Below are 263 nucleotides of genomic sequence, written 5' to 3' on the forward strand. Positions count from 1 at the left end.
GGCAGGGATCTTAGATTCTGTGCTTTTAAGCAGAGATTACAGGCTGGTTACGTTACCAGCTGCCGGGCCTTTAGCGCCGCTTTCGATGGTGAAGGACACTTTCTGACCTTCGTCCAGAGATTTGTAACCATCGTTCTGGATAGCAGAGAAGTGTACGAACACATCTTTAGAGCCATCGTCAGGAGTGATGAAGCCGAAGCCTTTGTCAGCGTTGAACCATTTTACGATACCAGTCATTTTACCGGACATAGTGTATTACCTTT

General features: G+C 46.8%; 1 protein-coding gene. It reads right to left on the reverse strand.

Annotated elements, in window-relative coordinates; genetic code table 11:
* Positions 1–36: 36 nt before the first annotated feature.
* Positions 37–237: a transcription antiterminator/RNA stability regulator CspE gene (gene cspE / locus BBB58_RS14965; RefSeq protein WP_001344883.1), complete on the reverse strand. Its 201-nt coding sequence runs from the start codon at positions 235–237 to the stop codon at positions 37–39.
* Between the last annotated feature and the right edge of the window lie 26 nt (positions 238–263).

This window comes from Exiguobacterium profundum, from assembly GCF_001909285.1.
In the GTDB taxonomy this organism is placed as follows: domain Bacteria; phylum Bacillota; class Bacilli; order Exiguobacteriales; family Exiguobacteriaceae; genus Exiguobacterium; species Exiguobacterium profundum.